Raw genomic sequence first — 25,443 nt, 5'->3', positions numbered from 1 at the left:
GAAATCTAGTCTGTCAGGGCAGGATCGGAGAATCGGAGCAGCGGCATCCTGTCCGTTCCGGCGCGCCGCCGCGTCAGAGGAGCGCCGCCGCAGGTGAAGGGGATCGTGGACGTGGACTCGCAGCCGCAGGGACGTGTGCTGTACGTGACCGTGGGCGCGCCGGAGCACGGCGTGGTGCGCCACGGCCGGCAGACGGCCGCCGCCCTCCAACGGGTGGGCGCCGAGGTGGAGCTGCTCACGGCGGAGGACGTCGCGGCGTTCCGGGGCCTCGTGCCCCTGCTGGAGGAGGCGCGGGCGCTGGGCGCCGCCGTGCACCTGGACGTCACGGACGCGCTGTTCGGCCCCACCGCGACCGCCGCCGCGGACCTGCTCGTCGACGTCCTGCCCGCGGGCACCACGCTCACCCTGCACGACATCCCGCAGCCCGCCGAGGGCGACGGCCGCTACCGCCGCCGCGGCGAGGCGTACGCGCGGCTCGCCCAGGCGGTGGCCGGCGTCGTGGTCTCCTCGCAGCACGAGCGGGCGCTGCTGGCGGACCTGGTGGACGTGGCCGCGGACGTGGTCCCGCTGCCCGTGGAGGACCGCCGGGCCGCGGCCGCCCGCGCCGAGCCGGTGGTGCCGGAGAGCATGGCCGGCCTCGACCGGGACCTCGTGCTCTTCGGCTTCGTCTACCCGGGCAAGGGGCACGCCCTCGCCCTGGAGGCCCTCACCGAGCTGCACCGCCAGTGGGGCCCGGACTCCGGGGCGCCGCGCCGGCTGACGGCGCTCGGACCCGTCAGCATCGGGCACGACGACCTCGTGGCGGAGCTGACCCGCGACGCCGAGGCGCGCGGCCTGGAGTTCCGCGTCACCGGGTTCGTGCCGGACGAGTTCGCGGACGCGGCCCTGCTCTCGGCGGGCATCCCGTTCGCGGCGCACCGCAACGTGTCCGCGTCCGGGTCCCTGGCGGCGTGGACCTCGGTGGGACGGCGGGCGATCGCCTCGGCGGGCCGGTACACCGAGGAGATGGAGAGGCTGCGCCCGGGCACCCTGCGGCTCGTGCACCCGAACGGGTCGCCGGCCTACGCGATGGCCGAGGCCATCGCCGAAGCGGTCGAGGACCCCGAGCGCACGTGGCTGGACCCCGGCGTGGACCTCGCGCCCGGCGCCGAGGACTGCGCGCGGATGCTCTTCGACGTACTCCGCCGCGTGCACGGGTGGGCGTGAGCCCCGCCGTCTCCGTGGTGGTGCCCTACTACCGGGCCCAGGCGGACCTCGACCGGCTCACGGCCGCGCTCGCGGCCCAGCGCGGCCTGACCGGCGGACTGCAGCTCGTGGTGGCCGACGACGGCTCGCCCGTCCCGCCCCGGGTGGACCCCGGCCTGCCGTTCGACGTGGTGACCGTGCGCCAGCAGGACCGCGGGTTCCGCGCCTCGGCGGCCCGGGCGCTCGGGGCGGAGGCTGCCGACGGCGACGTGCTCGCCTTCCTCGACGGGGACATGCTCCCCGAGCCCGGGTACCTCGCCGCGGCCCTGGCGGCGGTGGCCGAGGCGCCCCGGGACGCCGCGGTGGTGGGCCGGCGGCGGCACCTGGCCGAGGCCTGGCTGGAACGGGCCTGGGCGCACGGCTGGCGGCCCGGGCACGAGGTGCCCGCGGACGCCCGCCTGGCCGAGCCGGCCTGGCTGGGTGACGGGTACCGCGCCACGGACGACCTGCGTCGCGCCGACTCCACCGGCTACCGGTACGTCATCTCGGCCGTGCTCACGGTGGCGCGCGAGATCTACGAGGACGCCGGCGGCTTCGACCCCGCGTTCGTGGGCTACGGCGGGGAGGACTGGGAGCTGGCGCACCGGCTGTGGCGCGTGGGGGCGGCCCTGCGCCACGCGCCGGACGCCGTGGCGTGGCAGGCCGGCGCCGACTTCGGCGGACGCGGCGACGCCGCCGAGGCCGCCCGGGTGAAGGCCCGCGAGGCGCTCGTGCTGGCCTCCCGCATCCCCGCGACGACGGCCCGCGGCCACGGCCTGTCCCTGGCCGGCCCGCTGCGGGTCGAGGCGCGAGTGCGGGTGCCGGAGGGCGCGGACGGCGCGGCGGCGGCCGTGGTGGCGGTGGACGCCGTGCTGCGCGCGGCACCGGGGGCGCGGGTCGGCGTCGTAGGCGGCCTCGACGAGGCGGCGGCGCGCGCGCTCGGCGACCCCCGCGTGCGGTTGCTGGGCGAGCCCGACGGCGGCGCGGCGGCGTCCCAGGACCTGCCGCCGACGCCGGCGCGCGGCGACCTCGACGCCGTGCGGTCGGTGCCCGACTGGTCCGTGGACGTGCACGTCCCGCTGCGGCCCGCCGCGGCCGGAGCCCGGCCTGACGCGGACGCCGTCGCCGCGTGGCTGCTGCGCCTGGAACGGGCCGGCGTCGAGCGCGTGGAGGTGCTGGGTGAGCCGGCCGAGCCGGGCGAGCGGGCCGTGCTCGCCGTGCTGACGTGCGCGCGGGCGCGGTGGCGGCGTCGGAGGGGCGGGACGGCGCGGGGGTGGCGGGTGCCCGCCTCCCGGCTGGGCTGGGCGCCCGTGGCCGCCGTGCCGGACCTCGAGGCGTGGTGGGGCGGCTGGGGCTGAGCGGGCCGGTGCCCGCGGGGCTGGCACAATCGCGGACAGGACGGAGCACGGGAGGACCGATGAGCGAGCTGGACGAGCTGGACTTCGCGGCGCTCTCCGCGTTCCTGGCCTGGTGGTTCGGGAAGACGGGCGTCGACTGGATCCGGCGCGAGGACGGCTGAGGAGAGAGGACGCAGGCGTGCACGAGGACGAGGGACGACGCCGGCACTACGGCCACTTCTACGGGCTCGAGGACCTGCCCGAGGGCGACCTGCTGCTGGTGTGGGGCAACTGCCAGGGCGAGTCGTATCGGCGGCTGCTCGGCGGGGAGCCCGGCACACCGCTGCACGGGGCGGACCTGGTGAGCGTGTGCGCGTGCCGCCCGCCTTCGAGGCCCAGCCGGACGAGGTCGAGCACCTGGAGCGGCTGCTGCCGCGCGTGAAGGCGCTCGTCACCCAGCCGATCCCGCACGACTACCGGGGCATGCCCATCGGCACGGACCAGCTCGTGGCCCGGCTGCCCGAGGACGCCGCCGTGGTGCGGATCCCCGTGGTGTACGACGTCTCGCGCTTCCCCTGGCAGGTCACCCTCCGCAACTGGAAGTTCGCGCCCGGGGCGGCCGAGCGGCCGGGGGAGGACCCGCCCGTCGTGCCATACCACGACCTGCGCGTGCTGGCCGAGGCGGCGACGGGCCGTCGCCGGGAGGTGGCGCCCGCGGCGATCCGCGAGGCCGCGGCCGCGTCCGTGCAGGCGCTGCGGGCGCGGGAGGAGGCGAAGGGGACGCTGTCCATGGCGGATCTGGTGGCGGCGGAGCGGGGCGTCGGCTTCTACACCGTGAACCACCCGACCAACACGCTGCTGACCCGCGTGGCCGAGCGCGTGGCCGAGCGCCTGCCGGGCGACGTCGCCGTCCAGCCCGTGCCCGCCTCCCGCGTGCTCCTCGGCGGGGTGCGTGCGCCCCTCGAGGCGGTCGTGGTCGAGGCCCTCGACCTCGACGCCGCGCCGACCGAGGACTGGACCGTGGCCGGACAGACCGTCCCGGCCGAGCAGCTGCGACAGACCCACCTGGACTGGTACGCGCAGAACCCGCAGGCTATGGAGGTGGGGCTGCGCAAGTACGCCGACCAGCTGCGACTGCTGGGCCTTGCGGCCTAGCGCCAGCTCCGGCCCCCAGTGGAGGATAGGCGGCACGTCCCGTCCGCCGCGGAACACGTCTGCGGGGGCGGACGTACCGTTCCTTTGACCCCGTCATCCTACGGAGGACCACGTGACCGAGCAGTACAACATCCTGATCGTCGGCGGCGGCAACGCCGGCGTGTCCCTGGCCGCCGCACTGCGGCGGAAGCGGCAGGGTCGGGTCGCCATCGCCGACGGCCAACAGCTGCACCGCTACCGGCCGATGCTGAACTACGCGGCGGGCGGGCAGGCGGACATGGCCCGGTTCGAACGGCCGATGCGGGCCGTCATCCCGGACGGGGTCGAATGGATCCCGGACCACGTCGTGGCCGTGGACGCCGAGGAACGGACCGCGGTGACGAGCACCGGGCTGACCGTGGGCTTCCGCCACCTCGTGCTCTGCCCGGGGCTGACCCCGTGGTGGGGTGCGATCGACGGGCTGCGTGAGGCCTACGCCGCCGGATGGGCGGCGAGTGCGCACGTGCCCGAGCACGTGGACGCCGCCCGGGCCCTGCTGTCGCGTGTGGCCGCGGGGGACCGTGTGGTGGCGAATGTGCCGGCTGAGCCCTCCTCGTGCGGCGGCACCGTGCTGAAGGCGCTGTTCCTGGCCTGCGCGGCGTGGGAGCGCACGGGGATCCTGCCGGACGTGGACGTCCGCCTGGTGACCCCGTACGGCCGGATCCTGGACCGGCAGACCATCGACCCCGCTCTGGCCGAGGCCGTGGCGAGGTACGGCATCCATGTGCACGCCGGCGCAGAGGTGAACGCCGTGGACCACGAGGCCCGCGAGGTGGTGCTCAACACCGGTGAGCGGATCACCGACGTCGCGGCCGCGTACATCACGCCCGTGGTGCGGGCCCCGGAGTTCATCGCCGAGGCAGGCCTGGCGGACGACGGCGAGGCCGGCCTGGCGGCCGTGGATCCCGCGACCCTGCGGCATCCCGTGCACCCGCAGGTGTGGGCGCTGGGCGACGCCGCCGCCCTGGGCACACGGCCCTCCGGCGGAGCCCTGCGCCGGCAGGTCAAGATCCTGACCCAGAACATCCAGGCCGCGGACGCGGGGAAGCCGCTCCAGAAGTACGATGGCTACACCGTGATCCCCGTGATGGTCAGCCGGGACGAGCTGGTCCTGGACGAGCACGTCCGCGACGGCTCCGAGGACCGGTCGATCCCCGGCGTGGACCTGACGAAGCCGCGGAAGAGCACGGCGGCCTTCGACCGCTTCGGCCAGCCCCGGATCTACTGGCACCGACTGCTCAAGGGCAAGGTCTGAGCCCAGCGTTCTCGCTGTCGCGACACGTGCGGCGGACGTGCTTTCGTTCGCGGGGCGCGCCCGCCCGATCCGGATGACGGCGCCGGCCCGCCGAGCGTTTTCGTTCGGGAAACGGCGGCGTGTCGCACCGCTGTCGTTCGGGAAACGGCGCCCTCCCGACGACGCCGCCCTCAGTCGTCGCGGCCCCGCACCGGGCGCTCCTCGAGCGTGGTCTGCACGACCCGCCCGCGCTCCCAGCTGTTCGCCCCCGGCACCACGTCCGGGACCGGGATGTCCGCGCGGTTGCGCCGCTTGGCCGCGGTGTCCACGCCCACGCGCTCGTCGCGGGCGCGCAGAAGGGCCTCGTCCACCTGGCCGTCGTCGGTGAGGCCCATCATCAGCTGGGGGATGCCGTACGGGAAGTCGTCCCGGTCGTACTGCCAGGTGTGGAACGTCTTCCCATAGGTGTGGATGAGGTCTTCGAAGTAACTGTGCTCGGCCAGCTCGGGCACCCCGGGGGCCGTGAGGGCGCCGGAGCTCACCTCGTAGTGGTGGCTGTGCCACAGGCGCCGCTCCTCGTCGGGGAGGCTGCGGAACCGCTCCTCGCTGATGATGTACTCGATGCCGATCAGCCGTGCGTCCGGCGCGTTGCGGTCGAAGATCACGCACTGGTGCAGGTCGTGGCGCAGGTGGATGCAGAAGTGGCTGGCTTCGACCTGCCGGCCGAGGTCGTCGGCGTAGAAGTGCAGTCCGTTGAGATAGGTGCTCATCGCGCCCATGGGGTACTTCGGCTGGACCAGGCCGGATGCCGCGTCCAGGAGGCGGTGCTTGAGCGGGTGGCCCTTCCCGACGGCGCCCATGAGGGCGATCTTGCGGGCTGCGGTGACAGCGGCCGCAGTGCCCAGTCCGGCGGCGAACCCGAGGGCGGTGGAGGACAGGCGATGGGTGCTCATGGCCCCACGCTAGGGGCGCGGAGCGGACTCGGCCAGGGTGGTGGGGCTGCCGGGGCTGCCGGGGCTGCTCAGGAGGCGGGGACGGCGGATCGTCTGCGCATCTGACCCTTCTGAGTGGGCGCGTGGTCGCCAGAAGGGCCAGAGATGCAGAAGATTCCGGGCGGCCGGCGGGCACGACGTCGGTCCATACGACACACGACAATGCGCAAAATCCATTTGCGCTAATCGTCTATCGACTAAGGCTTACCCCTCTTGTGCTATTCGTGGGCCGGAGTAATCTCGATTCCAGCAGCACCGTCCCAGCCCGGGGCGGGCCCGAACCGAGAGGATCACGCCATGACCACCGCCGTCCGCACCTGCGCCGCCAGCGCCTGCGCCTTCAATGCCGAGACGTCCTGCAACGCCCTGGCCATCACCGTCGCCGGCTCCGACCGAACGCCCGGCTGCGGCACCTTCGTCCAGCTGGACGTCCGCCGCCCGGTGACCGAGGGCGCCTCGACCGTCGGTGCGTGCCACCGCCTCGAGTGCACCTACAACGCCGACCTCGCCTGCACCGCCGAGGGCATCGAGGTCACGGACGTGGCCACCTGCGCCACCTACACGATCGACTGACGCCGCCCCTCAGGGGTGGGCGACCCGCGCCGGGATCGCGTCCAGCAGCCGCCGCCAGGCGTGCCGGGGGCTGTGGTCGAGCCGGCCCGCACCGGGCAGGGCCACGTGCACCGCGGTGCTCTCGCCGTCGCGGACGCGGAGCAGGGTCACCCCGGCTTCGTCCGCGTCGAGGGCGTGGGCGGGGGACTCGGGCAGGGGCCCGGTGCCGACCTGCAACGGGGTGCTCTCGCCCGGCAGCAGGCCCAGGGCGACGGCGTCGGCCAGGTCCGCGAGCACCTCGGGGGCGGTGCCCAGCACGTCATCCGCCAGGTCTGCGAGCTCGGCCTGGTCGACGAGCCCGCGCGACGTGAGCGGCAGGGTGTGGCAGCAGAACACGGCGACGCCGTCGACGTCGTGCAGCAGGATCCGCTGGGTCTCGACGACGCCCACGCGCACCCGCGGGCCGACGTCGGCCACGAGGTCCGCGACGCGACCGCGCAGCTTCAGCTCCGCGACCTCGGCCGAGTCCCGGCACCAGCGCAGGGTGCCGAGCAGATGCACGGATGCCAGGCGGGTGGGGAGCGTGAGGTCCAGGGCGTCGCGCAGGACGTCCACGCGCACGTCGAGCGGCGCGAGCGTGTGGAACGCGCCGAGCGACCCGAGGAGGTTGGGGACGTGGGCGACCACGAGGCGGCCGTCCGCGCTCACGCCGTGGACGGCCGTCGTGAGCGTCTCGCCGGCGCGGAAGGCCGTGACCTCGACGGAGCCCTCGCCGCGGAGCAGCCGCTGGGCCAGCAGCAGGCGACGGGGCGCCACGGGCGGCAGCGGATGAGCGGGGTGCGTGGAGGCGTGGGCCATGGGGGTCCTTCCGGCGGGGGTCCGAGAACCAGTAAGGCACACCTCAGTGAGATACGCAAGGTGAGTGTTGTGTATTTGTCGTACGCGGGGCGGTGGGGCGTGTGTCAGGGATCGTCTGCGCATCTGACCCTTCTCGGCGGCCGTGGCGGGGCCAGAAGGGTCAGGTGCGCAGAAGATTCCCGAGGGTAGGGGCTGTCACTCCCGGGGCGCCGCCGTCGTCGCGTGCTGCCGAGAGCAGGGCGAGATGGAGGTCGAGCGATCGCGGAGGCGTGTGCCAGTCGGAACCCAGGACGGCGCCGAGCTGCTCCAGTCGTTGAAGGACCGTGTTGCGGTGGAGGAAGAGCCGGCGGGACGTCTCGGCCACGTTCATTCCAGCGTCCAGGTAGGCCAGTGCGGTCTCTCGGAGTGCCGAGGCACGCTGGGGTGGCAGGTCGCGCAACGGCGCCAGCGGGCGGGTCGTCACGTCCTTGCTCGCCTCGCCGGCCCCGGCGAGGACCATGCCGACGGCGCCCACGGTCGACGCGTCCACGGCGTGGAGCCCTCCGGTCACCCTGCTGACAGCGAGGGCGTTCTCCAGCACGCGGAACGCTCCCGGCAGATCGCGGAAGTGCTCGCCCGGCCCAAGGAAGGCCATCTGCCATACGGCGTCCGTCGCATGCCGAACTGCCGCCTCCACGCGGGCAGGCACATCCGGGCGGTCGCCGACCACGCACCATGTGCCGCCCCACGGAGCGCTGAGGCGCACTCCCGCGACGGGTGAGAGCACTCGCTCGGCGAACTGGGGTTCAGGTACGGCGGCGAGATCGATGACGACCAGGCTGACCTGTGAATCCTCGCGCAGGCCGAGCTCGGCGAGCGCCCGACGCCGTCGCACGATTCCACCGGCGGAATCATCGACGAGTTCGGCCAGCAGGCCGGCGCCCGCCTCGAGCTCGGTGGCGCGCCGCGCGCTGCGGAGCCGTCGTGCGAGCAGGAGGTGCTGCGCGGTCCTGACCAGGGCCTTCTTCTCGGCAGGGTCGAGGGCGCGGCGGACGGCGAGCCAGTCGTGCGCGTCCCGATCTGCGGGAACGAGCGTCCAGGTGCAGCCGTCCGGCGCCACGACCTGGTGGGCCACCCCTGCGGTGTGACGCGAGGGGAGGGCGGGGGCGGGCCGCAGCGGCGACGTCGGACGTTCGGGGGAGAGGAGTTCCACCTCCACCCCCAAGTGCTCGGCGGCCCGATTGAGCACGGACGTCTCATTGGGCTCTTCCAGAAGGGACTGGCATTGGCGCGAGGAGAGCTCATCCAGGCGAGTGAGCTCACGCAGGGACTGGCGTTCGTGATCCCGGTCTGCGTCCGCGCGCCCCACGGCGTTGAGTGCCTCCGTGTAGCGATGTGCGTTCTGGATCGCGATGGCGGCATGTTTGGCGAGTGACTCGACGATGGTCACCTCGGAGTGGGTGAACCTCCGGGCGCGACGTTCGGCGACCATCAGGGCGCCGAGCGGTCGGCCGTCGACGACGAGGGGTGAGCCCATGATCGCGTGGACGCCCTCGGCCTGCACCGCGTGGTCCACCTGGGGGATGTGGGTGATCGTCGGGTCGTTGGAGTAGTCGAGGCTCTGGAAGGGTGCCAGACCCTCCGCCACCTTCCCGAGCACTCCCGTGCCGATGGGCATGCGGATCGTCCGATAGGCGTGGGTCACGACGCCCTCAGCCCGGCGGATGTATGTCTCACCTGCTGCGTGGTCATTGAGGCTGAGATACGCCATGTCCGTTCCGACGAGGGCCCGAGTGCGTCGAACGATGGACGCCAGGACGGATTCGGTGTCGGCCAGTTCCGCGAGGTCGGCAGCCGTGTGGAGCAGGGCTCGGAGGAGGCGGTGGTCGAGAGCGTCAGTGGTCACTCTGCCAACTTTATTCGGTGAGAGATGGACTGGATGTCTATAGCGCTTGACGGGGAGCGCTGGTGGGATGGGAGGAGGCCCTGAGGCCTACATCACACACCCCCGTCGTGCAAGGCGCTCACATGCTGATCCGTGGAGCTGTTCTCGAGGAGATCGGCCGGCAGCGGCCGTACGCCTCGTCCCGTCCCCTCACTGTCTCGGACCTGGAGCTCGATCCCCCGGGCGCAGGCGAGATCCTCGTCCGCATGGAGGCTTCAGGGGTGTGCCACTCGGATCTCTCCGTGGTGAACGGTCATCGCGTTCGGCCCGTCCCCATGCTGCTCGGCCACGAGGCCGCCGGGATCGTCGAGGAGCTCGGTGAGGGTGTCGACGACGTGGAGATCGGCCAGCGGGTCGTCATGACGTTCCTGCCTCGATGCGGCGAATGCGATGCGTGCAAGACCGACGGTCGCTTGCCCTGCACCCCTGGCACGGAGGCGAACAACGCCGGCGTCCTCCTGGGCGGCGGAGTCCGACTCCACCGCGACGGTGACGAGGTGCTCCATCACCTGGGCGTCTCCGGATTCGCGACCCACGCGGTCGTGAATCGGAAGTCCGTGGTGCCCGTCGGCTCTGACGTGCCGGCCGCCGTCGCTGCGGTCCTGGGATGTGCCGTGCTGACCGGCGGCGGCGCCCTGCTCAATGCCGCGGCCCCGGAAGAGGGGGACTCCATCGCGATCGTCGGCCTCGGCGGCGTGGGGGTCGCCTGCCTTCTGACGGCGGTGGCGAGCGGTGTGCAGGAGATCATCGCGGTGGACATGTCCGAGGAGAAGCGGGAGCTCGCCCTCAGCTATGGCGCGCATGCCGCCTACTCGCCCGAAGAGATGGCGGAGCGCGGCATCAAGACCACCCACGCCGTCGAGTGCGCCGGCCATCCGGCGGCCTTCACGACGGCGTTCAACGCGACGGCGCCGGGCGGCCGGACCGTCACGGCAGGACTTCCCTCGCCCGAGCAGACGGCGGAGATCTCACCGCTCACCATCACGGGTGAGGCCCGCACGATCATCGGCTCGTACCTGGGCACCTCTGTGCCCGCTCGCGACATCCCGCGATACGAGCAGATGTGGCGTGAGGGTCGGCTTCCGGTGGAGAAGCTCGTCTCCGCGACCATGCGGCTTGAGGACATCAACGAAGCGATGGACCAGCTGGCCGACGGCCGTGCGGTGCGTCAGATCATCGAATACTGAAGGCCACGGACATGACGACTACTGCGCATCACTCGCTGGACGATGAAGGCATCGGCGAGGTCTCTCCGCATTGGAAGGCAGGGCCCTTCCAGATCCGCCTGCCGTTCGTGCACTACCGCTTCGAGTGGCCGGACTACGTCCAGGGCCTCTTGATGTGCGCCGTGGACCTGGCGGCCATCCCCCTGATGGTCGAACTGCTCGGCATGCCGTTCGAAGTGGCCCTCGCCGTCGTGGTGTTCAACGGCCTCCTGTACCTCACCCACCACCTCCTCGGCGATCCGGTGGTTCCCGGCTGGATCACCCCGGCGATCCCGCTGGTCATGGCCTACTGCTCAGCGTTCCCCGAGGGGGAGGAACGTGTGCATGCGCTCATCGCGTTCCAGTTCATGCTGGGCGTCTTCTCGATCACGCTGGGTGCGACGGGACTCGCCTCCAAGGTGGTCTCGCTGATCCCCTCCGCCATCAAGGCGGGCGTCCTGGTGGGTGCGGGGATCGCCGCCGTCCAGTCCCTCTTCGTCGAGGGAGGTCGTTTCGAGACCTTCCCGGTCACCATCACGATCGCGGTGGGGATCGCCTTCCTCCTCCTCTTCTCCAGCCGGTTCGCCGCGATGCGGACCAAGAACCCGATGTGGCACACGATCGGCAACCTGGGCATCCTCCCGGTGATCCTCCTGGCCGTGGTCATCGCGCCCCTGGCCGGCGAAGCCCCGTGGCCGACCATCGAGTGGGGGTTCAACACCCCGGACTTCGCGGGCCTCTTCGCCGGGTACACGATCTTCGGCATCGGCCTCCCGCCGGCCTCGATGTTCCTCACCGCGCTGCCCACCGTGCTCGCGACCTACATCGTCGTGTTCGGTGACGTCCTCCAGTCCCGGGCGATCCTCAAGGAGGCCGACCAGATCCGCACGGATGAGGCGGTCGTGTACAACCCGGACCGGGCGCACCTGATCTTCGGCGGCCGCAACACCCTCATGTCCATGATCGGTCCGGACGTGGCCATGTGCGGTCCGATCTGGTCTGCCATGCACGTCGTGATCGTGGAGCGCTACAAGGAAGGCCGCAAGGCCATGAAGTCGATCTTCGGCGGGGCAGGGTCGTTCCGGTGGGGCACGAACACCGGGCTCCTGCTGCTGCCGATCGTGACGCTGGTGCAGCCGGTGCTCGGGGTGGCTCTGGCCCTGACCCTGCTCATCCAGGGATTCGTGTCCGTGAAGGTCGGCATCATGGAGGCCCGCAGCCTCAAGGATCTCGGCATCGCGGGAGTCACCGCGGCGGTGCTGGCGTCCAACGGTGCCGCATGGGGCCTGGCGACGGGCGTCATCCTCTGCCTCGTGGTCTACGGCCGGAACTTCTTCCGCGGTGAGCCGGATGCCACCTTCGACGCCATGCTCCGCGCGCAGGAGGGCCAGGCCGCCGAGAACTGACGTCTCACGGGCCGCAGCCTTCGACCGAGGCCCCGGGATGCGTCGCCCAGTGCGACGCAGACCGGGGCCTCGGTGCGTGGGTCTGGCTGCCGGAGGGTCCGCGCAACGAACTGAGACGGAGTGGGGATCGGCCGTGCCGGGCGAGTGCCCAGGCCTGGGGATGTTGCCGTGCCAGAATGAGGCCGACTGCCACACCGCCGTGCTCCGAAAGGCTCTGCCACCATGCCCTCTCCCCAGAACCTCTCGAACTTCGTGTGGGGGATCGCGGATCAGCTGCGGGGCGTGTTCAGGCCGAACCAGTACGGCACCCTCGTCCTGCCCATGACGATCCTGCGCCGCATGGAGGCGGTCATGGCCCCGCACCGGGAGTTCTTCGCGGAGCTGGCGACCAAGGGGCATCCGGACTTCGTCCTGAACAACCTGGTGGAGTCCCGCACGGGCCTGACGTTCTACAACATCAGCCCCTTCACCCTGGACCGCATCCTGCAGGAGCCAGACCTGCTCCGCACGAACCTGCTGGCCTACGTGGACGGGTTCTCCCAGAACGTGGCGGACCTGTTCACCTATTACGAGTTCGACAAGACGGTCGCCAAGCTGGACGAGCATGACCGCCTCTTCCTGGTCCTGCAGCAGTTCGCCTCTATCGACCTCTCCCCGGACACCGTCTCCAACGCGGAGATGGGCACCCTCTTCGAGGACCTGATCCGCCGCTTCGCCGCCGCCTCCAACGAGACCGCCGGTGAGCACTTCACCCCGCGCGACGCGGTGAAGCTCCTCGTGGACCTGCTCACCGCCAACGACGACGACGTCCTCACCGGCTACCCGGTCCGCACCGTCTATGACCCCACGGCCGGCACCGGCGGCATGCTGTCCCTGCTGGACGAGCGCCTGCGCCGCATGAACCCGAACGCGGAGGTCCGCCTCTTCGGGCAGGAGCTCAACGACCAGTCCTATGCGATCTGCAAGTCCGAGCTGCTCGGCAAGGGCCAGGACGCGGACGGCATCGCCCGCGGGGACACCCTCAAGAACGACGCCCACCTGACCGAGCGCTTCGACTACGTCCTCTCCAACCCGCCCTACGGCGGCGACTGGAAGGCCTCCCGCACCGCGGTGGAGAAGGAGATCGCCGCTGGCGGCGCCACGAACCGCTTCCCCGGCGGCACCCCCGCCATCAGCGATGGCCAGATGCTGTTCCTCCAGCTCGTGGCCTCGAAGCTCCGCCCGGTCTCGGAGGGTGGCGGCCGGGCCGGCATCGTTCTCAACGGCTCCCCGCTGTTCACGGGCGGGGCCGGCTCGGGCCCGTCCGAGATCCGCCGCTGGCTGCTGGAATCGGACCTGGTGGATGCGATCGTCGCGCTGCCCACGGACATGTTCTACAACACCGGTATCGCCACCTACGTGTGGGTGCTGGACAACAACAAGTCGGCAGAGCGCCGCGGCAGGGTGCAGCTGATCGACGCCCGCACGTTCTTCACCAAGCTGCGCCGCAACGTGGGCTCGAAGAACAAGGAGCTGTCCAAGGCGGACCGCCAGCGCGTGCTGGACATCTACCGGGACTTCGACGCCCAGTCCGAGGCCAACGCCGAGTTCTCCAAGGTCCTCACCGCGCAGGACTTCGGCTACCGGGAGATCTCCGTGGAGCGCCCGCTGCAGCTGCGCTTCGAGGTGGAGGACGCCACCATCGCGGCGGCGCTCGCCACCAAGCCGGCGGACAAGCTTCCCGACGACGGCCGCTCGGCTCTCGAGGCGGCCCTCGCCTCCCTGCGTGGCCGGGTGTGGGATCACCAGCCCACTTTCGTGCTGGACCTGAAGAAGGCGTTGAAGGAGCACGGCGTGACCGCCGGCGCCCCGCTGGTGAAGGCCCTGACCGGGGCCATCGGCGTGCACGACCCCAAGGCGGAGGTGGTGACGAACAAGAAGGGTGAGCCGGAGCCGGACACCTCCCTGCGGGACACCGAACTGGTGCCCTTCGGCCGGGACATCCACGAGTACTTCGAAGCCGAGGTGGCCCCGCACGTGCCCGGCGCCTGGATCGACGAGTCCAAGACGAAGATCGGCTACGAGATCCCCTTCACCCGACTGTTCCATAAGTACGTGCCGCCGCGCCCGCTCGAGGAGATCGACGCCGAGCTCAAGCAGCTCACAGCCGAGATCATCGAGCTGTTGCAGGAGGTCGAGCGGTGAGCCTACCCCTCAAACGCCTCGCCACTGTGATTGCCGGACAATCGCCGGTGTCTGACGAGGTAGAAGATCTCACCGACGCGCTCCCGTTTATCCAGGGGAATGCCGAGTTCGGGCTTCGCCACCCGTCGCCGAAGTGGCAATGCGCGACTGCTCCGAAGGTTGCGTGTACGGACGATGTTCTTATCTCCGTGCGGGCCCCCGTTGGTGCAACCAACATCGCGGAGGGGCCACTAGGGATCGGCCGTGGCGTCGCTGCAGTCCGCGCGACTGACATGAACCCGGCGTACCTCTACTGGTTTCTGACCTCGAGCTCAGACCTATTGAATGCGGAGGCGACGGGGTCGACTTTCGCAGCCATCACTGCGGCAGACCTGGGTGACCTTGAAGTGCCGATTACGGACGTTGCGGACCAACGTGCCATCGCGGACTACCTCGACCGTGAGACCGCCACGATCGACGCCCTGATCGAGAAACAGCGTCAGTTGTCCGATGCGCTTCGTACTCGAAGGAGAGCAGCAGTTCTGGCGAGAACAGGTTTCTTGGGCGTGAAGCCTACTTCGGCTGCCAGCAGTGAGCCGTGGCTCGAATCTGCCCCGAGCCATTGGTCGCGGATGCACGTGAGGCGTCTGTTCGACCTGACTTCTGGCGCCGGTTTCCCGCCCGAGCTTCAGGGGGTGACCGACGAGGAACTCGCGTTCTATAAAGTCCGTGACCTCGGTAGGACGGACTCCTACGGGCGGCTAGGAGAGCCTGAAGACACGATCAGTCGCGAGACGGCAGACAAACTGAGGGCGAAAGTCCTCCCATCGGGGACTCTCGTCATGGCAAAGATCGGTGCTGCCCTTCTTCTAGGGCGGATTCGCATGGCTACACGACCAAGCTGTATCGACAACAACATGCTCGCACTGAGCCCGAAGTCACTTCTCTATCCCCGCTACGCGACGTACATGTTGGAAGGACTTCTTCTGGACCGTCTCGTTCAACCTGGAGCTGTGCCGTCCCTGAACGAGAGGGAGTTCCGACGCACCGTTTTCCCCGTTCCGCCTCTAGACGAGCAGCGCGAGATCGCCGACCACCTCGACCGCGAAACCGCCAAGATCGATGCCCTCATCTCCAAAGCGGAGCGGTTCATCGAGCTCGCCCAGGAGCGCCGCGCGGCGCTGATCACTGCCGCCGTCACCGGCCAGATCGAGATCCCCACGGAGGACTGACCGCACATGGCCATCCACAACGAGAGCGAGCTCGAGACCTACATCTGCGAGTACCTGGAGCAGCACGACTGGCTCTACTCGCCCAACGATGCCGGCTACGACCGCAAGAACGCGATCTTCCCCGAGGACGTCCACGCCTGGCTGGCCGAGAACCAGCCGGAGGACTACGGGCGCCTCGTGAAGGCCGATGCCCCGGCCTCCGCCCAGCAGGCGCAGCGGGACCAGATCACCACCCGCCTGATCGACGTGCTGAACAAGCCGCAGGACACCGGCGTCGGCGGCACGCTCAACGTGCTTCGCAAGGGCTTCAAGGTCGGCACCTCCGCCACCCTGCGCATGGCCGAGCCGCGGCCGGCCACGAACCTGAACCCGGCCGCCGTCGCCTCCTACGAGCGCATGCGGCTGCGTGTGATGCGTCAGGTGCACTTCAACCCGGCCACCAACCAGTCCGTGGACCTGGTGCTCTTCGTCAACGGCCTGCCCGTGGCGACGATCGAGCTGAAGACCGACTCCACCCAGTCCATCGGCCACGCGAAGAAGCAGTACCGCGAGCGCAACCCCAAGGCCACGCCGCTGTTCGGGTTCGGCACCCGCGCCGTGGTCCATTTCGCCGTCTCCAACCGCGAGGTCTGGATGACCACCAAGCTGGCCGGGAAGGACACCTTCTTCCTGCCGTTCAACCAAGGCGACGACGGCCACGCCGGCAACCCGCTCAATCCGAACGGCGGTTCCTCCACGGCCTACCTGTGGGAACGGATTCTCCAGCGGGACACCTGGCTCGAGATCCTCCAGAAGTTCGTCTTCCTCAAGAAGGAGACCGTGGAGGACGAGCACGGCCGCTCGCGCCGGAAGTCCACGCTGATCTTCCCGCGCTTCCACCAGTGGGAGGCCGTCACCTCGATGCTCGCCGCCGTCCGCGATGAGGGCGCCGGCAAGTCCTACCTGATCGAGCACTCCGCGGGCTCCGGCAAGACCAACACCATCGCCTGGACCGCCCACCGGCTGCTCTCCACCTACGGGGCGGACGAGCAGCGGGTGTTCGACTCGGTCATCGTGGTCACCGACCGCACCGTGCTGGACGACCAGCTCCAGGAGGCCGTCTGGCAGATCGAGCGGACCTCCGGCACCGTGGTGGCCGTGGACCGCAAGAACCTCGGGGGAGAGGCCACCAGCAAGTCCGCCCTGGTGAAGCAGACGCTGTTGCAGGGCAACCGGATCATCGTGGTGACGCTGCAGACCTTCCCCGCCGTGCTCGAACTCCTCAAAGGTGACTCGACGCTCGCCGGCCGCACCTACGCGGTGATCGCGGACGAGGCGCACTCCTCCCAGACCGGCTCCGCCGCAGCCAAGCTCAAGCGCGTGCTCACCCCGGACGAGCAGGCCGACCTCGAAGACGGGGGAGAGGCGGACACCGAGTCCATCCTCGCCGCCGAGGTCGCCGCCACCGGACGCCCGGAGAACATCAGCTTCTTCGCCTTCACCGCCACCCCGAAGGACAAGACCCTGCAGATGTTCGGCCGGCCCTCCGGCGAGTACGACGAGAAGGGCCAGGAGATCCCGGCCTCCTTCCACCGGTACACCATGCAGCAGGCCATCGAGGAGGAGTTCATCCTCGACGTGCTGAAGAACTTCACCAACTACGACACCGCCTTCAAGCTGGCCCTGGCCGGACAGAAGGGCGAGTTCCGTCCCGAAGGCGACCGGGCCGCCGTCGGGAAGCAGACCACCGAAGTGGACCAGACCGAGGCGAGCAAGAAGCTCATGCGGTGGGTCAAGCTGCACCCGACGAACATCGCGCAGAAGGTCAAGATCATCGTGGAGCACTTCCGCGCCAACGTGGCCGGACTGCTCGATGGGCAGGCCAAGGCCATGGTGGTCACCGACTCCCGCGCCGCCGCCGTCCGGTACAAGCGTCAGATGGACCAGTACATCCAGGACATGGGGTACACGGACGTGGGCACCCTGGTGGCCTTCTCCGGCGAGATCACCGACGACGACTTCGGGCTCGAGAAGGTCACCGAGCGGTCCATGAACCCGTCCGTGACCGACGACCTGGCCAAGGCGTTCGACGGGGACAGCTACCAGGTGATGATCGTGGCCAACAAGTACCAGACCGGCTTCGACCAGCCGAAGCTCTGCGCCCTGTACGTGGACAAGAAGCTCTCCGGCGTGCTGGCCGTGCAGACGCTGTCGCGCCTGAACCGTGCGGCACCCGGCAAGGACACCACCTACGTGTTGGACTTCGTGAACTCCGAAGATGACATCCAGGCCGCCTTCGAGCCGTACTACGCGGGCGCGAAGCTGGAGACGGTGACGGACCCGAACCTGATCCATGACCTGGGGACGAAGCTCGACGCCGCGGGCGTGTACGACTGGGACGAGGTCGACGCGTTCGCCGACGTGTGGGTGGCGTGGAAGCCGGGGAGCGGGCAGGAGGGCCTGCAGGCCGCGCTGGAGCCCGTGGCATACCGGTTCCGCAAGGAGCTGGCGCATGCGCGGATGAACCAGGACGAGACGCGCGTGAACGAGCTCGTTCTGGTGCGCAAGGACATGCGGTCCTTTGTCAGCCTCTACGACTTCCTCTCCCAGATCTACGAGTTCGGGGACACCGAGCACTACAAGCGGGCGCTGTTCCTGCGGCACCTGGTGCAGCTCGTGGGCGATCAGCCCGGCGGTGAGGAGCTGATCGACCTGAGTGATGTGCAGCTGGTGAGCATCCGGCAGAAGAAGACGTCCTCGGGGGACATCGGGCTGACCGGCGGGGCCGCGCTGAAGGGGACCACCGCTGTGGGAGGCGGGCAGGTGCGTGAGAAGCAGCGCGGGCCGTTGGAGGAAGTGATCGAGAAGATCAACGAGATCTTCGCCGGCGAAGGCGTGGATGCCTCCCCGTCCCAGCAGGAGGCGTGGGTCAGTGCCCTCGTGGCGCCGCTCATGGAGGACGAGAAGCTGCTGGGGCAGGCCGGAGCGAACTCGCTGGAGCAGTTCCTGGCGAGCCCGAACCTGGAACGGTCAGCGATGGGCGCCGTGTACGCGAATGAGGACGCCTTCGCGAAGATGACGGACATCGTGGGCAGGGGCGGGGACCCGTCCAAGATGATCGTTGCCGCGATCGGGGAGTACCTGTACTGGAAGGTGCGGAGCGAGGGGGCTGGGCCGGTGGACGTTGCCCATGGACGGTCCGCCGTTTTCATTGACGAAACGGCCCCTTCGCAGGGGACTTCCGTCGATGAAAGGGCGAGTGCGACGCCGTCGCGCGTCCGGAAGGGGAACTGAGATGGCACATCCCAAGACACTGCAGGTCTTCCTGATGGACGGTGCACCCACCGGTCGGCTGAAGTGCACCCTCGACAACTGGACGGGCCTCGTCTATGTAGTGCCTCGGACCAATCTCAATGTGCGGCCGCGGCCTGAAGCGTTCGACTCGACGGGTGTGTACCTCCTGCTGGGCCAGGACGCAGACTCCGGCGACGACGCGGTCTACGTGGGTCAGGCCGTGGGCCGTGCCAACGGCAACGGGTTGGTGGGCCGCATCCAGGAACACGTTGCCAACGGCCGGCATGACTTCTGGAACCGTGCCATCCTTCTCACCACCCTGGGTAATTCTTTTGGCCCCACCGAAGTGACCTTTCTGGAGAACCACTTCTTCGAGCTGGCGAAGACAATCGGCCGCTATCGCGTGGACAACGCGAACACGCCCTCGGGCGGCAATGTGACTGAAGAAAAACGCGCCGAACTGAATGAGTACGCAGAAAAGGGCCAACTGGTCATCAGTGCGCTCGGGCACCGCGTCTTCGAAGAAGTCGATGAACAGCTAGACCCATCCTCAGCACCCCAGCCCGGGCAGCGGTTGGACGACACTGTCTACTCGATGTCGATCAACGACGGTAATGCCACGGGACGTCCGACATCTGAGGGTTTCGTGGTCTTCGCCGGGAGCCGCGTGGCCAAGGGCCTGAGGGACAGCGCCCCTGTCGGGGTGCGTGCCAACCGTGAGAAGCACCGGGAAGTGCTGACCCCGGACGGAGTTCTGACCTCAGATGCCCTGTTCAGCAGCTCATCCGCAGCGGCTAGCTTCATCGCCGGAGGAAGCATGAGCGGTCCTGCCTCATGGAAGGGCTCGGATGGCAGGAGTCTGGGCGAGCATGAGGCAAGAACTTCCGCTCTCGAGCGAGGCCTGCAGGCAGACGCTGGCGCTGTGGTGGACGCCCCCTCGGAGGGGTCATATGCAGACTGGGGCTCATGAGCTGGGTCAACGACGTCATCCCCCAGATCCCGTCGATCGTTTCGGCGGCCGCAGCCGCGGCAGCAGCGTACGCGGCGGGCCGGTCTGCGCGTCTGGCCGGACAGCAGGTCACGAACCAGCAGGCGCAGTTCGAAGCCTCCATGCAGCCTTACGTGTGGGTGGACATCCGCCCTAGGGATGAGGACGGCCAGCTGCTCGTATTGGTGGTGGGTAATTCAGGACCTACCGTGGCGACCAACGTGCGGATTTGGGTGGATGAGGATGTCCCACACGCTCCTCGGCATCGGGAGCACCTCCAGCGGGCACTTGACCGTTTCAATTCCGGTCACGCATCGCTGCCTCCAGGGCGCAGCCACTCCTGGGGACTCGGGACCGCTGTGGAAATCCTGAACGATCCAGAGGTGGATCGACGGATCACGGTCACCATTGAGGCCGACGGACCGTACGGGCCAGTGGAGGCCCTGAGTTACCGAATCGATCTCAATGACTGGCGTGAGACGTCTGTGCAGGCCCGAGGCAGTATGTACCGCCTAGAGAAGGCGCTGCAATCGATGGAGAAGGCGCTCGTCAAGACGCTGCGGAAGTAATCTCGCAGGCCGGGAAGGGCTTGCGGCCCCTGTCCCCGTCGCAAGAGTGGCGCCTTCCGTGGCCTCACCTATCACGGTCGGGACGTCTCCTGTTGACCACTGGCTCGCTCCGCCGCGAAAAACATCCCGGGGCCACCTCCACGCAGCCGAGCGTGGCGACGCCGGGCGGTACGGTGGCCAGCAGCCAGGAGACACGATGCATCTCCCGTGGGCACTGAAAGGCCGTCGGCGGAGGAGTGAACCTGTCCACACCCGTGCCCCACAGGGGCTGCTTGTGGGATAGACTGGTTGCAACAGAGCCCCCGCCAAGCTTCCCGTTGCAGGCCCCGTTCCAGCGACGCAGCTCAAATGCGCGGGGGCCGTGTTCGTCTCGGAGGAGCACGTGAAAGATAGCCGCAAACCCTGGATCTCCTACGCGCAGCAGGTCGACCTGCTGCGCTCCCGGGGGATGGAGATCGACGACGTCGGCGCAGCCCATGAAGAGCTCCGAAGAGTCGGCTACTACCGGCTCTCCGGGTACTGGCGCTTCTTCCAGCACGACCCTGCGTTCGGAGACAACCGTTTCCGAGACGGCACGCGATTCTCGGAGATCGCCTCGCTGTACCGCTCGGACGAACAGCTTCGTGAGCAGTGCGGCATGGCGGTCGCAGAGGTGGAGGTGGCTCTCCGCACGTCGTTCGCCCACGTGATCGCAGAACGGCATGGGCCGTACGGCGTCTTCCTGAAGGCTGATTCCTACACCCAGCCTCCGGCACGCCAGGTGCCCGTGGACCAAGCGATTCGGGATGACCTGGATCGTGCTCGACAGGCTTTCGTGGTCCGTCATCGAGCCGATGCCTATCGCGACCTGCCGGTGTGGGCCGCCGTCGACGTCCTGTCCTTCGGCACCCTCTCCAAGGCGATCGACTTCGTCCGAGATGAGGACGTTCGGCGCGGCGTCGCCGACACCTGGGGGCTCCGGCAGATGGGATTCTCCTCCACAGTCCGGAGCCTCGCAGTACTGCGGAATGCCTGCGCGCACCATTCGCGGCTGTGGAACACGGTCCCGCCGAATCTTCCCGACCTCGGCGTGAAGGCGAGGAAGATCAAGCGGCAATGGGGTCAGTACGAGAGCCAGAGCATGGTCCCTCTCCTGGCTGGCCTCGCCACCTACTCTGAGGCCGTGTCCGGCAGCACCTGGTTCCAGGAAAACGTCCAGGAGCTACTCGCAACGGGTGGCCACTTCGCCGAAGGCCTGCGCGTTCCTCGCCCATACGTTTCTGCCGACCGCTAAGGGAGTCACGGGCTACCCCGTCCACCCCACCCAGTACGCTCGCCCCATGAAGATCGGTCTCCGCAAGCCCAGCCTGAAGAAGTCCATCAAGGCCCGCACCACGGGCCGCGCCAAGCGCGCGATCAAGCGCAAGGTCATCCCCGGCTACGGCCGCAAGGGGATGGGCTGGCTGCGCGATCCGAAGCGCGCCGCCTACAACGCCGTCTACCGGCGCACCACGGTCGGCCTGGGTGACGTCCTGAAGATGTTCAAGTGACCTCCACGCCCTCGCGGACCCGGCCGGGGTCGGCCCGCTGAACACGCGCCGCCGGCCTGGCCACTCACGGCCCGCGCCGCCGCCCACCTCTCACCGGCCCGCGAACGCCTCCACCCGCCGCACGGCCTCCGGGTGCTCGGACGCCGCCGCGATCGACGCCGCCTCCTGCCGCACATGCGCGCGCAGCGCCTCGACGTCGGCCCCGCGCGCCAGCGCCTTGGTCGGCCCATAGGTGTGCGCCGGACCGGCCACCAGCTCGTCCTCGAGCTCCGTCAGGCGCGCCGCGAACGCGTCGCCGGCCACCGCCTCGGTCGCCAGGCCCCACGCGACGGCCTCGGTCCCGTTCAGGCGCCGCCCGCCGAGCAGCAGCTGCGTCGCGCGCACCGGCCCGAGCACCCGCGGCAGCCAGTAGGACACGCCCGTGTCCGGCGTCATCCCGAGCGCCGAGAACGCCGTCACCAGCTGCGCGTCCTCGCGCACCAGCACGACGTCGCCGCCCAGCATGAGCCCGAGCCCCGCCCCGGCGGCCGTCCCGTTGACGCCGGCCAGCACCAGCAGGCGAGAGCCCGTCAGCGCCACCGCGACCTCGCCCGCCGCCTCGCCGAGCTCCTGGATCATCGCGCGCCGCTCCGGCCCGGCGGGGGAGGCCGCCATGGCCTGGACGTCCCCGCCGCCGCAGAAGATCCGCCCCGCACCGGTCAGCGTGAGCACGTGCACGGACTCGTCCGCCTCGGCCGCGGCGATCGCCGCGAGCACCTCGCGCGCCATCGTCAGCCCGAGCGCGTTGCCCTTCGCGGGCCGGTTCAGCGTCAGCCGCACGACGCCGGGCCGCGTCTCGACGAGGACGGCGGGGGCGTCGTCGTGGGGGGAAGGGGTGGGTGCGGTGGTCATGTCAGCTCCTGGGGTCGGAAGGTGGGGTGTGCGGGTGTCGGCCACGGGAACGGCCGGCCGGGGCTCACGCGAACGCGCTCATCCCGGTCAGGTCCCGGCCGAGGATCAACGCCTGCACGGACTCGGTGCCCTCGTAGGTGTGCAGCGCCTCGACGTCGGCGAAGTGCCGCATCACCCGGTGTTCCAGGAGGATGCCGTTGCCGCCGAGCATGTCCCGGGCGATCTGCGCCACCCGCCGCGCACCCCGGGTGCAGGCGTACTTCAGCAGGGAGGCCTGCTCGTCACGCAGCCGCCCCGCCGCCTGCAGGCGGGCCACGGCCACGCAGCGGGTCTGCATGGCGGTCACCTCGTCCAGCATCTGCGCGAGCCGTTCCTGCACCATCTGGTGCGCTCCCAGCGGCTTGCCGAACTGCTCGCGCTGCCGGGCGTAGGCGAGCGCGGCCTCGAACATCGCCGTGGCGTGGCCCAGCGCGGACCAGCCCACGTTCACGCGGGTGGCCACCAGCACGCGCGCGGCGTCCTTGAACGTCGCCACGTCCGGCAGCCGGGCGTCGTCGCCGACCCGCACGTCGGTCAGCGTGATCTCCGCCTGGTGGATGGCCCGCAGCGCGCCCTTGCCCGTGATCACCTCGGCCTCGTAGCCGGGCGTGGACTGCTCCACCACGAACCCCTTGACCTGGCCGTCCTCGGTGTCGCGCGCCCACACGATCGTGATGCCCCCGGCGGCCCCGTTGCCGATCCACTTCTTGGCGCCGTTCAGCACCCAGCCGCCGGCGCCGTCGGGCCGCGCGGACGTCTCGAGGGACACCGAGTCCGAACCGTGCAGCGGCTCCGTGAGCGCGAACCCGCCCGGCAGCGTGCCGCGCGCCACCGGCTCGAGGTACCGCTCCTTCTGCTCCGGGCTCGCGCAGTGCACCAGGGCGCGCAGCACGAGCCCGCCCTGCACCGCCGCCGCGGCCGCCATCGACCCGTCCGCGCGGGAGATCTCCATCGCCACCAGGCCCGCGGCCAACGGCGACATCACCGCGTGCCCCGGCACCTCCAGCCCGTCGGTGAGCAGGTCGAGCTCGCCCGCCCGCGCCACCAGGTCCAACGGGTACTCCGCCCGGTCCCAGTGCCCGTCGATCCGCTCGAGCACCTCCCGGCCGTAGGCACGGGCGCGGTCCCAGTGCGCGCGGTCCTCCTCCGTCGCCTCCCCGAACGCGTCCAGGTAGTCGACGTCCAGGGGCGTGACGACGTCGTAGGTCGGCTTCTGCCTGCGCGTCACCGGGCCTCCTGCGTCCGCTCGGCGCGCAGCGCGCGCTTGAGCAGCTTGCCCGACTGGTTCCGCGGCAGCTCCGCCACGAAGTCCACGCGCTTGGGCACCTTGAAGCCTGCCAGGCGCTCCTTCACGTGGGTGCGCACGGTCTCCGCGGTCAGCTCGGCGCCCTCCTTGAGCACGACGACGGCGGTCACCGCCTCGATCCAGCGCTCGTCCGGCAGGCCGATGACGGCGACCTCGGCCACCTCGTCGAGCTCGTAGATCGCGTCCTCGACCTCCCGCGGGGCGACCAGCACGCCGCCCGTGTTGATGACGTCCTTGATGCGGTCCACCACCTGGATGTAGCCGGCCGCGTCCTGGGTGACCTGGTCGCCGGAGCGGAACCAGCCGTCGTCGGTGAAGGCGTCCGCGGTGGCGTCCGGGCGGTTCCAGTAGCCGGAGAGCAGCTGCGGCGAGCGGTACTGGATCTCGCCGGGCTCGCCGGGCGCGGCGGGGGCGCCGTCGGCCGTCATCACCCGCGCCTCCACGTGGAACACGGGGCGGCCGCACGAGGCCGGCCGCGCGTCGTGCTCCTCGGGGCGCAGCACGGTGCACAGCGGGCCCAGCTCGGACTGGCCGAAGCAGTTGTAGAAGCCGATGCCCGGCTGACTCTGACGGAGGCGCTGCAGCACGGTCACCGGCATGATCGAGGCCCCGTACTGGGCCTTGTGCAGCGAGGAGAGGTCACGCGTGGCCAGGTCCGGATGGTTCGCCAGCGGCACCCAGACGGTGGGCGCCAGGAACAGGGAGCCGATGTGCTCGGTCTCCACGAGCTCGAGCATCCGGGGGATGTCCGGGGCGGCCAGCAGTCGCACCGTGGCGCCGAGGCTCAGGTAGGGGAGCAGGAACACGTGCATCGCGGCCGAGTGGTACAGCGGCATGGCCACGAGGGGGCGGTCCTCGGCCGTGAAGTCCAGCGCGATGATCGAGGAGAGGTACTCCGCCACGAGCGCCCGGTGGGACATCATGGCGCCCTTGGGGGTGGAGGTGGTGCCGGAGGTGTAGAGCAGCTGGGCCAGGTCGGTGGCCGACACCTCCGCCTCCGGGGCGGCGGCGTCCATCGTCTCGTCCTGGGCGGTCTGAAGCACGGAGGGCTCGGCGTGGCCCGCGGGGAGCATGGTCCACACGTGCCGCAGAGCCGACGCGCGGCCCTCGGCCTGGACCTGGTCGACGCGCTCGAGCATGCCGGCGTCGGCCACGAGCAGCTCCGCACCCGAGTCCTCGAGGGCGTGCGCGAGCTCGCCGCCCTTGAGCGCGAAGTTCACGGGCACGTGCACGTAGCCGGCCGTGACGCAGGCCAGGAAGAGCAGCGCATAGGCGTCCGAGTTGGTGGCGTAGGCGGCCACCCGGGTGCCGGCCGGCAGGCCGGTGCCCTGGAGGCGGCGGGCCACGCGGTGCGCTCCGTCCCGGAGCTGGGCGTAGGTCCAGTCGCGGTCCTCGAAGCGCAGGGCGACGGCCTGCGGGGAACGGGCGACCGCGCGTGCGAACACGCGGCCGATCGTGTCCTCCGGGGCGGGGGAGAGGTGGCCGGCGTCGGTGGGGTGGGTGATCTGGTCGGGCATGGAAACCTCC

Annotated in this window: 21 protein-coding genes; 15 read left to right on the top strand and 6 right to left on the bottom strand. The window is 70.2% G+C overall.

The window, feature by feature from the left end:
- The first annotated feature begins 93 nt into the window (after positions 1-93).
- From ACUJ8O_RS07400 to ACUJ8O_RS07380, 5 genes are all read left to right on the top strand, one after another.
- Positions 94-1,206, top strand: coding sequence for a hypothetical protein (locus ACUJ8O_RS07400; RefSeq protein ID WP_445373276.1), 1,113 nt, complete (start codon positions 94-96; stop codon positions 1,204-1,206).
- On the top strand, positions 1,203-2,582 hold the full coding sequence (locus ACUJ8O_RS07395) for a glycosyltransferase (RefSeq protein WP_236601213.1): 1,380 nt from the start codon (positions 1,203-1,205) through the stop codon (positions 2,580-2,582). The genes ACUJ8O_RS07400 and ACUJ8O_RS07395 overlap by 4 nt, the downstream gene beginning before the upstream one ends.
- A gap of 178 nt (positions 2,583-2,760) precedes the next feature.
- Entirely contained in the window at positions 2,761-3,003 is a 243-nt protein-coding gene (locus tag ACUJ8O_RS07390) for a hypothetical protein (RefSeq protein WP_445373275.1), read from the top strand.
- Positions 2,937-3,716 carry a WcbI family polysaccharide biosynthesis putative acetyltransferase gene (locus ACUJ8O_RS07385; protein WP_445373274.1) on the top strand — a complete coding sequence of 260 codons (780 nt, stop codon included), beginning with the start codon at positions 2,937-2,939 and terminating at the stop codon, positions 3,714-3,716. The genes ACUJ8O_RS07390 and ACUJ8O_RS07385 overlap by 67 nt, the downstream gene beginning before the upstream one ends.
- 112 nt (positions 3,717-3,828) lie before the next feature.
- Complete coding sequence (locus ACUJ8O_RS07380) at positions 3,829-5,010, top strand: NAD(P)/FAD-dependent oxidoreductase (protein ID WP_159228083.1); 1,182 nt, start codon at positions 3,829-3,831, stop codon at positions 5,008-5,010.
- Between the two features lie 170 nt (positions 5,011-5,180).
- Here ACUJ8O_RS07380 and ACUJ8O_RS07375 read toward each other — a convergent pair whose 3' ends face one another.
- A complete protein-coding gene (locus ACUJ8O_RS07375) occupies positions 5,181-5,942 on the bottom strand; it encodes an OBAP family protein (protein ID WP_161787818.1) in 762 nt (253 codons plus the stop codon).
- A gap of 336 nt (positions 5,943-6,278) precedes the next feature.
- Here ACUJ8O_RS07375 and ACUJ8O_RS07370 point away from each other — a divergent pair, with 336 nt between their 5' ends.
- A complete protein-coding gene (locus ACUJ8O_RS07370; RefSeq protein WP_020624892.1) occupies positions 6,279-6,554 on the top strand; it encodes a DUF1540 domain-containing protein in 276 nt (91 codons plus the stop codon).
- 9 nt (positions 6,555-6,563) lie between these two features.
- On the opposite strand, the gene ACUJ8O_RS07365 is transcribed toward ACUJ8O_RS07370, so the two are convergent.
- Positions 6,564-7,391, bottom strand: coding sequence for a hypothetical protein (locus ACUJ8O_RS07365; RefSeq protein ID WP_036313423.1), 828 nt, complete (start codon positions 7,389-7,391; stop codon positions 6,564-6,566).
- A gap of 160 nt (positions 7,392-7,551) precedes the next feature.
- The gene (locus tag ACUJ8O_RS07360) at positions 7,552-9,276 is read right to left on the bottom strand and encodes a helix-turn-helix domain-containing protein (protein WP_036313420.1); all 1,725 of its coding nucleotides are present in this window, start codon (positions 9,274-9,276) and stop codon (positions 7,552-7,554) included.
- A gap of 122 nt (positions 9,277-9,398) precedes the next feature.
- On the opposite strand from ACUJ8O_RS07360, the gene ACUJ8O_RS07355 reads away from it, so the two are divergent.
- The 9 genes from ACUJ8O_RS07355 to ACUJ8O_RS07315 all read left to right on the top strand — a co-directional run bounded on the left by ACUJ8O_RS07355 (position 9,399) and on the right by ACUJ8O_RS07315 (position 21,680).
- Complete coding sequence (locus ACUJ8O_RS07355) at positions 9,399-10,502, top strand: alcohol dehydrogenase catalytic domain-containing protein (RefSeq protein ID WP_036313417.1); 1,104 nt, start codon at positions 9,399-9,401, stop codon at positions 10,500-10,502.
- Positions 10,503-10,513: 11 nt separating this feature from the next.
- Positions 10,514-11,926 (top strand): hypothetical protein, encoded by a 1,413-nt coding sequence (locus ACUJ8O_RS07350; RefSeq protein ID WP_052001199.1) that lies wholly within the window; start codon positions 10,514-10,516, stop codon positions 11,924-11,926.
- A gap of 222 nt (positions 11,927-12,148) precedes the next feature.
- Complete coding sequence (locus tag ACUJ8O_RS07345) at positions 12,149-14,110, top strand: type I restriction-modification system subunit M (protein WP_036318116.1); 1,962 nt, start codon at positions 12,149-12,151, stop codon at positions 14,108-14,110.
- Entirely contained in the window at positions 14,107-15,321 is a 1,215-nt protein-coding gene (locus tag ACUJ8O_RS07340) for a restriction endonuclease subunit S (RefSeq protein WP_052001197.1), read from the top strand. The genes ACUJ8O_RS07345 and ACUJ8O_RS07340 overlap by 4 nt, the downstream gene beginning before the upstream one ends.
- A gap of 6 nt (positions 15,322-15,327) precedes the next feature.
- Positions 15,328-18,594, top strand: a complete 3,267-nt coding sequence (locus ACUJ8O_RS07335) for a type I restriction endonuclease subunit R (RefSeq protein WP_445373273.1) — start codon at positions 15,328-15,330, stop codon at positions 18,592-18,594.
- A 1-nt stretch (position 18,595) separates the two neighbouring features.
- Positions 18,596-19,564, top strand: coding sequence for a GIY-YIG nuclease family protein (locus tag ACUJ8O_RS07330; protein WP_049161110.1), 969 nt, complete (start codon positions 18,596-18,598; stop codon positions 19,562-19,564).
- Positions 19,561-20,151, top strand: a complete 591-nt coding sequence (locus tag ACUJ8O_RS07325) for a hypothetical protein (RefSeq protein ID WP_036339603.1) — start codon at positions 19,561-19,563, stop codon at positions 20,149-20,151. Before ACUJ8O_RS07330 ends, ACUJ8O_RS07325 begins: the two co-directional genes overlap by 4 nt.
- Positions 20,152-20,512: 361 nt before the next feature.
- Entirely contained in the window at positions 20,513-21,424 is a 912-nt protein-coding gene (locus ACUJ8O_RS07320) for an Abi family protein (RefSeq protein WP_049161111.1), read from the top strand.
- A gap of 46 nt (positions 21,425-21,470) precedes the next feature.
- Positions 21,471-21,680, top strand: coding sequence for a hypothetical protein (locus tag ACUJ8O_RS07315; protein WP_002857973.1), 210 nt, complete (start codon positions 21,471-21,473; stop codon positions 21,678-21,680).
- Positions 21,681-21,770: 90 nt separating this feature from the next.
- Here ACUJ8O_RS07315 and ACUJ8O_RS07310 read toward each other — a convergent pair whose 3' ends face one another.
- From ACUJ8O_RS07310 to ACUJ8O_RS07300, 3 genes are all read right to left on the bottom strand, one after another.
- A complete protein-coding gene (locus ACUJ8O_RS07310) occupies positions 21,771-22,571 on the bottom strand; it encodes an enoyl-CoA hydratase/isomerase family protein (RefSeq protein WP_230297340.1) in 801 nt (266 codons plus the stop codon).
- 64 nt (positions 22,572-22,635) lie between these two features.
- The gene (locus ACUJ8O_RS07305) at positions 22,636-23,838 is read right to left on the bottom strand and encodes an acyl-CoA dehydrogenase family protein (protein ID WP_060974321.1); all 1,203 of its coding nucleotides are present in this window, start codon (positions 23,836-23,838) and stop codon (positions 22,636-22,638) included.
- Positions 23,835-25,433, bottom strand: a complete 1,599-nt coding sequence (locus ACUJ8O_RS07300) for a fatty acyl-CoA synthetase (protein WP_445373272.1) — start codon at positions 25,431-25,433, stop codon at positions 23,835-23,837. Before ACUJ8O_RS07300 ends, ACUJ8O_RS07305 begins: the two co-directional genes overlap by 4 nt.
- Positions 25,434-25,443 lie beyond the last annotated feature (10 nt).

The sequence above is a fragment of the Micrococcus sp. EWR3.9.1 genome, assembly GCF_052615555.1.
Note: the sequence above shows the minus strand (reverse complement) of the source record. Positions and strands in the feature narration are given on the sequence as shown.